This window comes from Cyanobium sp. LEGE 06143 (genome assembly GCF_015207535.1).
In the GTDB taxonomy this organism is placed as follows: Bacteria; Cyanobacteriota; Cyanobacteriia; order PCC-6307; family Cyanobiaceae; genus NIES-981.
The window spans coordinates 1-9,296 of sequence record NZ_JADEWP010000096.1 but is presented as its reverse complement, the minus strand read 5'-3'; the positions used below and the strand labels follow the sequence as shown (position 1 = coordinate 9,296).

General features: G+C 65.9%; 9 protein-coding genes and 1 pseudogene. 6 read left to right on the top strand and 4 right to left on the bottom strand.

Annotated elements, in window-relative coordinates:
* The coding region (locus tag IQ216_RS08085; RefSeq protein ID WP_193815076.1) for an AAA family ATPase at positions 1-1,855 on the bottom strand (1,855 nt) is incomplete at its 3' end.
* Positions 1,856-1,948: 93 nt separating this feature from the next.
* On the opposite strand from IQ216_RS08085, the gene IQ216_RS08080 reads away from it, so the two are divergent.
* Positions 1,949-2,437: a DUF883 family protein gene (locus IQ216_RS08080; RefSeq protein ID WP_193815075.1), complete on the top strand. Its 489-nt coding sequence runs from the start codon at positions 1,949-1,951 to the stop codon at positions 2,435-2,437.
* Entirely contained in the window at positions 2,434-2,838 is a 405-nt protein-coding gene (locus IQ216_RS08075) for a phage holin family protein (protein WP_193815074.1), read from the top strand. Before IQ216_RS08080 ends, IQ216_RS08075 begins: the two co-directional genes overlap by 4 nt.
* On the opposite strand, the gene IQ216_RS08070 is transcribed toward IQ216_RS08075, so the two are convergent.
* The 3 genes from IQ216_RS08070 to IQ216_RS08055 form a co-directional block, all read right to left on the bottom strand.
* The gene (locus IQ216_RS08070) at positions 2,835-4,013 is read right to left on the bottom strand and encodes a THUMP domain-containing protein (RefSeq protein ID WP_193815073.1); all 1,179 of its coding nucleotides are present in this window, start codon (positions 4,011-4,013) and stop codon (positions 2,835-2,837) included. The genes IQ216_RS08075 and IQ216_RS08070 overlap by 4 nt on opposite strands.
* 440 nt (positions 4,014-4,453) lie before the next feature.
* Positions 4,454-5,035, bottom strand: coding sequence for a methylated-DNA--[protein]-cysteine S-methyltransferase (locus IQ216_RS14565; RefSeq protein WP_193815072.1), 582 nt, complete (start codon positions 5,033-5,035; stop codon positions 4,454-4,456).
* 233 nt (positions 5,036-5,268) lie between these two features.
* A complete protein-coding gene (locus IQ216_RS08055) occupies positions 5,269-5,532 on the bottom strand; it encodes a Nif11-like leader peptide family natural product precursor (protein ID WP_186698608.1) in 264 nt (87 codons plus the stop codon).
* Positions 5,533-5,818: 286 nt separating this feature from the next.
* Between IQ216_RS08055 and IQ216_RS08050 the strand changes: the two genes are divergently transcribed.
* The 4 genes and pseudogenes from IQ216_RS08050 to IQ216_RS08035 form a co-directional block, all read left to right on the top strand.
* Entirely contained in the window at positions 5,819-6,871 is a 1,053-nt protein-coding gene (locus IQ216_RS08050; RefSeq protein WP_370566668.1) for a patatin family protein, read from the top strand.
* A 327-nt stretch (positions 6,872-7,198) separates the two neighbouring features.
* Positions 7,199-8,032, top strand: coding sequence for a mechanosensitive ion channel family protein (locus IQ216_RS08045; protein ID WP_193815071.1), 834 nt, complete (start codon positions 7,199-7,201; stop codon positions 8,030-8,032).
* Between the two features lie 524 nt (positions 8,033-8,556).
* The gene (locus IQ216_RS08040; RefSeq protein ID WP_228007281.1) at positions 8,557-8,958 is read left to right on the top strand and encodes a hypothetical protein; all 402 of its coding nucleotides are present in this window, start codon (positions 8,557-8,559) and stop codon (positions 8,956-8,958) included.
* 57 nt (positions 8,959-9,015) lie between these two features.
* A pseudogene (locus IQ216_RS08035) lies at positions 9,016-9,296 on the top strand (hypothetical protein); the annotation flags it as partial.

The following is a 9,296-nucleotide window of genomic DNA, read 5'->3' as shown; positions in this document are numbered from 1 at the left end:
GGGCCGCCGAGCCGCTCCCCCCCCTGCCCTGGCTGCCGCCAGAGCGGATCCTGTTGAGGGGCAGGAAGGTGAGGCGGCCGGCGCGGCGCTGCTTGAGCAGCTCGATCGCCCGGGCGGCGATGCGGTCGTCGTCCACCACCACCTGGGCCAGGCGGCCTCCGGCCGCCACCTCCAGGGCGGTGCGATGGCGTTCCTCCACCTCCCCCAGCTGGGCCACGGGGCCATGGATACCCTCCAGTCCGGCCTCCAGCAGCACCCGCAGGGCGCCGGTGCCGCGGCTCTCCTGCAGGGTGTCGCGGCGGCTGTCGAGGCGGGCGATCTCCCGCTCCAGCTGGCCCTGTTCCTGCTCCAGCCGGCTGCGGGTGCGCTGCTGCAGGGCAAAGGCCTCGGCGAGCTCCTGCAGCTCTTGCTGGCCGCTGGCCACCGAGCCGCTGAGGCCGTGCCACTCCTTTTCGGCCTGGTCCAGCCGCTGCTCGGCGCTCACCTGGGTGCTGCCCTCCTGCTGGCGCTGGGCCTCCAGCTCCGCCAGCCGCTCCTGGCTCTGGCGCAGGCGCTCACTGAGCTGCTGCTGCTCGGCCTCCAGGGGGCTGCTGGCCGCGCCCAGCTCCTGGCGCCGCAGGCTGCGCTGCTTCTGCTCCTCCATCCAGCTGCCGGAGCGGCCGGCCACCTCGCCGAGGCGGCGGCGCGAGAGCTCCACGGCGGCTTCGGCGGCGCGGCAGCCGGCCTCGGCGGCCTCCAGCTCGGCCTGGTCGGCGGCGCTGTCGAGCTGCAGCTGCTGATGGCGCAGCTCCCCCTGGCGCTGGCTGAGCTCCTGGCGCTGGCGCTGCAGAGCCTCGGCCTGCTGCTGGTGCTGGTCTGCCTGGCGGGCCAGCTCGCGGCTGCCGGCCTCCAGGCCCGCCAGCTCCGCCTGCACGGCCAGCAGCTGGTCTTCCCCGAGGGCCTTCACCTCAGCCTGCAGCGTCTCCAGGGCGGCGGCCGCCGCCTGCAGCACGGTTTCCGCCTCGGCGATCGCGAGACGGTCGCCGGCCTGCTGGGTCGTGAGGGCCTGCTGGCGGCTCACCAGCTGCCGCAGGGCCGTGCGGGCGGCCTCCAGCGCCAGCACCTGCTCCTGCAGCCGCCCCTCCTGCAGCCGCTGGCGCAGGGCCTGATAGGTGCGGGCCCGGGTGCAGTCGCGCTCCAGCTTCTGGCGGCTGCTGAGCAGCTCCTGTTGCACGATGCCGCAGCGCTCCTGCCGTTCCTGCACGTCGTCGAGCTTGGTGCGGCTCTGCTCGATGCGGCTGTCGAACAGCGCCACGCCGGCCAGCTCGTCGATGATGCCGCGCCGGTCGCGGGCGCTCATCGACACGATGCGGGTCACATCGCCCTGCATCACCACGTTGCTGCCCTCGGGGTCCACCCGCAGGCGCCGCAGCTGGGTCTGCAGCTGCTGCAGGTTGCAGGGCACGCCATCGGCGCTGAAGCTGCTGGCGTAGGTGCCCCCGGGGGCCACCCGCAGGCGGCGGCTCACGGTCCAGCTGGTCTGGCCGGTGTGGATCCAGGGGCCCTCGGCGGGGGCCTCGAGGCCGGCTTCGGCACCATCGGGCTGCCAGTCGCCCAGGTCGAAGCGCACGCTCACCGAGGTTTCGGCGGCCCGCCCCGCCTTGAGCATGGCGCTGTTGATCAGGTCGGGCAGCCGCTCGGCCCGCATGCCGCGGCTGTTGGCCAGGCCGAGGCAGAACAGCACCGCATCGAGGATGTTGCTCTTGCCGGAGCCGTTGGGCCCGGTGACCACCGTGAAGCCCTCTTCGAGCGGGATCGCCATCGATCCGCCGAACGACTTGAACTGGGTGAGCTCGACCTGATTGATGTGAACCAACAGGCCCGTGCGCCGAGCACGGGAAATGTAGCGGAGGGTTCCGGTTTCACAAGCCCGTCCTTAGCTTGAAGGCAACACTGGCCCGCTGCGCCCATGACCGGCACCCCACCGCTGGATCAGCTCTCCGAGCCCCAGACCCCTGAGCCCATTCTCCAGCAGCAGCCCGAAGCGGCAGGCCAGCCCGACGCCCACCAGGAGACCTTCCGCGAGCGCTTCGAGGCGCTGATGCCCACGATTCAGCGGGAGTGGCCCCAGGTGGCCCGCCAGACCCTGGAGGCCACCCGCGGCAGCTTTGACGAGGTGGCTGAGGTGATCTCCTCCCAGACCGGCCGTACCGCCACCGTGGTGCGGCGCCAGTTGCTGGAGCTGCTGGATGTGGCCGGCACCCAGACCGGCCGGCTGGCCGACAACCTGGCTCCGCTGGAGAAGCAGCTCGAAGGCCTGCTTGACGACCTCAACGACACCCTGCGGCCAAGGCTGGAGAAGCCGGTGCGGGAGCGCCCGCTGCTGGCGGTCGGCATCGCCGCCGGGGTGGGGGTGCTGGTGGGGATGCTGCTCTCCTCCGGACGGCGCTCGGCATGACGGAGGAACAGTTCGGCGAGCGCGAGCGGCGCAACGGCGGAGCCCGCGTGGCCATGGGCCGCATCGGCTCGCTGATGACCTCGGTGATGGACCTGCACGTGCGCATCGCGCTGCAGGAGGCCGACAGCGAGAAGCGGCGCCTGATCACCGGGGCCCTGCTGCTCAGCGGCGGGCTCACCTTGATGCTGCTGTCGCTGATCGGGGCGGAGCTGGCGCTGCTGCTGTGGCTCCACGAGGGGCTGCGACTCAGCTGGATCCACAGCTCCCTGGCGGTGGCGGGGCTGAATGTGGTGCTGGCGGGGGTCTTCCTGCGCATCGGCGGGGGCCTGATGAAGGGCCCCTACCTGCCCCAGACCACCGCCGGTCTCACCAAGACCACCCGGGCCCTGCTGGGCCGCTAGCGGATGGCGTAGTGCAGCCAGCGGCAGTCAATGCCGCCATTGCTGATCGGGATGCGGCGACTCGCCTTCATCTTCAGGGCGCCGGTGAGTTCGGGATTGCCGCTCAGCAGCCACAGATCCCAGCCGCTGCAGCGCTCCTTGAGCATGCGGCCGAGATCGCCGTAAAGGCCTTCCAATGCATCGCTGTGGCCGAGGCGCTCGCCGTAGGGGGGGTTGCACACCAGCACGCCGGGCTGCTCGGGAGGGATGAAGTCGCGGCAGTCGCCGCCGCTGAGGCGGATCCAGGGCGCCACCCCCGCGGCCTCGGCATTGGCCTGGGCCTGGGCCAGCACGGCGGGATCCTGCTCCAGGCCGAGCACCGGCGCCAGGGGCTGCTGATCCGCCAGGCAGGAGCGGGCCAGGGCGCTGGCGGCCCGCACCTCCTGCTGCCACAGGGCGCTCTGGGCATCGGGCCAGCGCTCCAGAGCGAAGGAGCGGGCCCCCTCGGGGCCGAGGCCCGGCGCCCGGCCCAGGGCCATCCGCACCGCTTCGATCAGGAGGGTGCCGCTGCCACAGAGCGGATCGGCCAGGGGGCGGCGGCCATCCCAGCCTGTGAGGGCGATCAGGCCGGCGGCCAGGTTTTCCTTCAGGGGCGCCAGGCCCACGGCGGCACGGTAACCGCGGCGGTGCAGGCTGCTGCCGCTGCCATCCACGCTGAGGCTGGCCAGGCCGCCGCCGAGGTGCAGGTGCAGGCTGATGTCCGGGGCCTCGAGGTCGATCGAGGAGCGCTGGCCCCACTGCTGGCGCTGCAGGTCCACCAGGGCGTTCTTCACCTGCAGGGCGCTGTAGTGGCTGTGGTTCAGGCCCGGGGCGGTGCCGCTCACGTCCACGCGGAAGCTGGCGCTGGGGGGCAGCCAGGTGGCCCAGTCCACGGCGCGCTGCACCCCGTCGTAGAGGTCGTCGCGGCCGTGGCAGGGAAAGCTGGCCAGCTGGCGCAGCAGCCGGAAGGGCAGCCGGGCCTGCAGGTGCAGGCGGTAGTAGCCGGCCAGGTCACTGCGGAAGCGCACGGCCCGCCGCAGGGGCGCCACGGCCCGGCAGCCGAGGGCGATCAGCTCCTCTGCGGCCGGGGCCTCCAGGCCGGGGGGCACCACCGCGATGCCCTCGATGCTGTCGCCCCCTGGTTCGGTGATGCCCACCTCTGCACCGGCGCTTGGGTGCTGCCACAATGGCTGAGTCCGGTTTCGGCCGGACTAGGTGGCTCACACCAGTGCTTCGGACAGCGGTTCGATTCCGCTCAGCTCCATTCCCGTTCAGGGTTCCGTCCCTGGGGCGGATCCATCAGGGGGCTGCAATGGTTTCGACGGGGTATAAGGAGGGTGACTGAAGCCTGCTCGGTAAGAGCAAACCCGTAACAGCGAACAACATCGTTCGTTTCTCCCGTCAGCCCGCCCCTGTGGCCGCCTGACATCTCTAAGGGAGATGGGGTGAGGTCAGCCTTATCACCCAAATGACCCATGGGGCCTGGAAGGGCCCCCTTTTACGTTTCTTGGGCTGGGCTCCTGGCTGGCTCATTGGATTGGTGCCCGAACCTGACCATGGCCGAGACCTGGGACATCGCCTGATCCGCGACTGTGGCCTAGGCCCGATCAGCAGGCCAGGCTGCTTTGCTCAGGTGTGTCGTGCCACCAGGTTGTTCCGGGTCGTTTCGTCCGGCTTCGTACGCCAGCAGCGCCCGTTTACGGGCGAGGCCCCAGCGGTAGCCGCGCAGGGAGCCGTCACTGCCGATCACGCGGTGGCAGGGGATGGCCAGGGCGATCGGGTTGGCGCCGCAGGCCTGGGCCACGGCCCGCACCGCCTGGGGGGCGCCCAGCCGGCGGGCGAGCTCGGCGTAGCTCACGGTGCTGCCGGTGGGGATCAGGCCCAGCTCCTGCCAGACGCGCCGGCGGAAAGGCGTGCCGCGCAGATCGAGTGGCGGGAGCGGTGGGACGGCCTCTGCTGCCAGGGCCTCGGTGGTGGCAAGCACCCCGGCCAGCCAGGCTTCAAGCAGGGGATCGTCGGTGACCGCTTCGGCTCCGGGATGGTGCTGCAGCAGGTCCTGGGCGAGCAGCTCGGGGCCATCGCCGAGGGCGATGGCCAGAACGCCCCGCGGCGTGGCAGCCAGCAGGATCCAGCCCAGCCAGCAGGGCCGCAGGAGAAAGCGAACAGTGTGGGAGTCCATCTCGGTGCCCTGCGGCGGCGGGCGCAACCAGGCACCACTCTGGTGGGGCGGATCGGCCCCGGCAGATTCAGCTTCAGAGTGGGGACTGGCTGCCCCTTACCGTCCCCTCTTCGGTACCAACGCTGTCTCCTGCGCCTCCTCTGATTCTCCACCATGTAGCCGCATGTTTCTGCGAAGCAGTGATTGGATCTCGATGACAACCGTGAGCGCCGCGATTCATCATCTCCCCTGGGTCACGTCTCGGTTTCAGCCGCCTCGGCGCCGAAGCAATGGATCAGGGCATCGGCCCAGCTGTTGATCCCAGCCAGGGCATGATCTGGCGCTGCCGTGATGGCGCGGGCGTGCTCCCGCAGCAGCACCGTCTTGTCCACGGCATGGCCGTGGGCCGCAGCGATCGTCACGATGTCATCCACGCCGGCGGCGGCATGCACCTGGCTGCGCAGATCGTCATCGGCGGCGATGCTGGCGCAGAAGGCCTTGAGCGAGGCTACAGACATGGGATCGGACGTGGCGAACCCCCTTCGTAGCAAGCCGGGGGCAAGTTGGCCGGCGCTGCCCACACCTTGAGGTCTGCGGCGGATCGCCGATGGCACCCGAGGGCCCTGCCTCGAACCCGACCCGCAGGGTGACACCGGCGGCCACTGATCGCCGCCATGACCGCTCAGGCCTTGAGCTGCTCGGTTGTGGTTGGTTCGACAAGCGTTGTTSATTCTGCGAGCGACCCTACTTTTCTGGGCTGCGTCGTAGAGAACCGGGTGGCATTTCTGCTGTTGCCCGTCTCCTGTGCAGCAGTGGGTGCTTGGTGGCTGCAAACTGTTGAGAACGAGGCAGGATTGGGCTCACCAACCAAGCAGCCATGGCAGCCTGCCAGAGGCCCAGTGCCGCATCCTTGAAATCTCTGATCGTGGTTCTATCGGCATGAAGAGGGTTGGCCTCGCACTCGGCAGTGGTGGAGCCAGAGGGTGGGCCCATATCGGTGTGCTCAAGGCACTGCAGGAGGAGGGGATCGAGATCAACATGATCTCCGGCTCCAGCATCGGCGCTCTCGTTGGAGCCTTCCACTGCGCCGGAGAACTCAATGACCTCGAAGACTTGATTCGGGATCTGGACTGGAAAGACGTGCTTGCCTACTTCGACATGGTGATTCCTACCAGTGGGCTCCTGGATGGCAACAAGATCTACGAATTGCTCTCGGAACGCCTGCAAGAGATGCGGATCGAAAGCTCCGAAATTCCCTTCTGCTGCGTGGCTACCGATCTGCTCAGGGGTGAAGAAGTGCACCTCCGCTCAGGATCGATGGTGGATGCGGTGCGTGCCAGCATTTCAGTGCCTGGCGTCTTCACACCTTTCAGCGATGGAGATCGCTTTCTGGTCGATGGCGGCCTCGTCAATCCCATTCCTGTGGATGTGGCCAGGAGCCTGGGTGCGGAGCTGGTGGTTGCGGTCAATCTGAACTGTCCGGACCCCGGCGCAGACGCGGAGCCCAATGGCGATCTGCCTGGGGTCAAGGACCCTGAGGAGGCACTCGTTGGTCCTGCACCCAGCTCCACGAGTGAGGCGTCAAAACGCCGCATCAAGTCGTCGCAGGGCGGTGCGGAGCGCTGGTTTCCCGATGGCGACCCCAGTCCGAACATTTTTGATGTGATCGGTCTGTCGCTGAATGTGATGGAGCAGCAGGTCACCCACAGCAGATTGAAGGAGCACGCCCCCGACCTGTTGATTCAGCCGGCTCTGGCTGAGTTCGCCATCTTCGATTTTCACAAGGCCGATGCGATCATCCGCAAGGGCTACACGGCCATGAAGCGGCAACTTCCTGCTCTGAAGGAGTTGCTTTGATGCCGGTCTCCGTGTGCAACAGTTTGCATGACGGGCTGGAGCCAAGCAGCCACGGCGGGTGCATCCGCCTCCGCACGTCAGCCCACTGCTTCGCAGAAGCCTGCGGCTAGACGGCCTCGCTGTAGCGACGTGTTGGTCCTGTCCTCAGGCTTCTGGGTGTAGGGATGAGAGGGGTGACGCCTTTCCTGAAACCGGGGGCGGGCAGGGTATGCACGTGCCGTTCAATCTGTTGAACCGCGTAATGTGTTGAGACGCTGACACTCTGCTTCGCTTCTTGGGGAATTGCCGCAGCAAGCGACCACCACTGCTTAAATCATTTCGAGTCTAATGCAACAGGTCTTGGAAAACATTCGACAGTGGCTCTCGCTTGCTCAAGAGGTTGGTGTGGAGTTGGGGCTGAATCTTCTCGCAGCCCTCGTCATTTTTGTGATTGGCCGCTGGCTGGCCAAATTGATCTCCCGAATTGTCAAGCGAAGCTTGACCCGCAATCCCAGGATCGATTCGATCCTGGTGGGTTTCCTGACAACATTCACCTATTATGCTTTGCTTGCCTTTGTTGTCATCGCTGCCCTGAACCGGCTGGGTATTCAGACGACATCCATCATTGCCGTTGTTGGCGCCGCGGGTCTGGCGATCGGCTTGGCGCTGCAGGGGTCATTGTCGAACTTTGCTGCAGGGGTGTTGATGGTTTTCTTCCGCCCCTTCCAGATCGGTGACTTTATCGAGGGAGCAGGCACGATGGGCACCGTCAAGGAGCTGACGCTCTTCACCACGACCCTGCAGAGCCCAGATAATAAAATTGTGATTATCCCCAACAGCAAGCTGAACAGTGACAACATCACCAATTTCAACGCCCTTGGCCGCAGGCGCCTCGACTTCGTATTTGGGGTCAGTTACCAGGCCGATATTGACATCGTGAAGGCCCTCCTTGCCGACGAAGTAAAGACCTATGGCCGTTTTCTTGTTGACCCAGAACCTGTGATTGGTGTTCTTGAACTTGCAGACAGCAGTGTCAACTTTGCTGTGCGTCCATGGGTCAATGTGGATGACTACTGGCCGGCCTTCTTCGGCTTCCAGGAACAAGTCAAGAAGCGGCTGGATTCAGAGGGTATCGCCATCCCGTTCCCCCAGCGCGATGTTCACTTGATCGGCACCAACTGAACCTTCAACGATCCTGAGCCAGCAACTGTTCTACGACTGCACGAGCAGCCTGCAGGGTCAAGCCAGCTGGCCTCCCAGACAGTGGCTCCCTGATCCGCGTGAGAGCAGCAGAAGCTCGTGTTGACTCTCAATAACGTTGGGCAATTGCAAGGTTGGGCCTGGCTGGCCCCCCTTGGTTGTCGGCCTGTATCGATCCACTGGCCCGCCGAGATGGCTTTATTTGCAACTGATCTGAGCCGAACAGCTATCTCTGGATCCCACTGATCTCCAGTTGGGGTGTTGACAAGGAGGCTGTTAGTGGTACGTTGGAAATAACGGACGCCTCATCCGCTTCCAGTCCACATCGACAATCTGTGCTTTCTAGCGGCTGTAGCAATAGCCGTGTGAGCGCTCGATCTGGATTTCAGATGCGGATCTCGGTGATGCCTTCACGCTTTCCAGTGATGACCTGGTGTTGCCTGTGGGGCACCCCGACACGCCATGTGCAGGGGCGTATCCGTCGTTGAACTACAGGAGGAACTCCCATGAACACCACCAACATCCATACCCCGATGCCCACTGCCCCCAGCGAACTGCAGCCGAGCACCCCAAGCGAAGTGCATCAAGAAGTCGCCAAGGTCGATCAGACCCTCGCCAATGAGCAGCTTCGCCAAGCGATCCTCGATAAGAAACAGGCCCAGATCGAGGCCTGGTCTGCCCAGATCGAGCAGTTGCAGCAGGGCATGCAGAGCGTTGCAGAAAACCTGCGCGATGAAACCGAGAAACGGATGGAGGAGCTGCGCCAGGCTCGTGATCAGGCCCGTGTTCAGCTGGAAAGCCTCCGGCAGGCCACCCAGGACAGCTGGGAATCTCTGCTTCAGAAGAGCGATCACTTTTTTCAGGATCTGGCTGAGCGTTTCCACGCATTTGTGAGCGCGGAGAACTGATCGCCATGGCTTGGATGACGCCGCCTTCCCATCAACTGACCTCTGTTTTTCGTCACCATGACTTTCGCCAAGACGTCTTCTCACGCCGCCTACGCGGATCGATACACCTCCACGTTTGATCTCTTCCGGGCTCTGCGTGACGACTCAACCCCCGACACTCCTGCGGCCCTCACCGAGGCCCTGCTGTCTGAGGTCAAGGAGTCCTTCTGGTTGCTGCTTTCCAGCAGTGCCGTGATTGATCGCGACGACATCCAAGCCCTGCGCATGATCGTGGAGCGGGCTGTACCCAGTGGCGTCTCGGTGGCTCTCACGGTGGGCTGGCAGCCACAACGTTGGAG

Excerpts from the sequence above, each read along its gene's own strand:
- IQ216_RS08075 (WP_193815074.1), top strand. The coding sequence starts at position 2,434 with ATGACGGAGGAACAGTTCGGCGAGCGCGAGCGGCGCAACGGCGGAGCC.
- IQ216_RS08080 (WP_193815075.1), top strand. The coding sequence starts at position 1,949 with ATGACCGGCACCCCACCGCTGGATCAGCTCTCCGAGCCCCAGACCCCT.
- IQ216_RS08055 (WP_186698608.1), bottom strand. The coding sequence starts at position 5,532 with ATGTCTGTAGCCTCGCTCAAGGCCTTCTGCGCCAGCATCGCCGCCGAT.
- IQ216_RS14565 (WP_193815072.1), bottom strand. The coding sequence starts at position 5,035 with ATGGACTCCCACACTGTTCGCTTTCTCCTGCGGCCCTGCTGGCTGGGC.
- IQ216_RS08045 (WP_193815071.1), top strand. The coding sequence starts at position 7,199 with ATGCAACAGGTCTTGGAAAACATTCGACAGTGGCTCTCGCTTGCTCAA.
- IQ216_RS08040 (WP_228007281.1), top strand. The coding sequence starts at position 8,557 with ATGAACACCACCAACATCCATACCCCGATGCCCACTGCCCCCAGCGAA.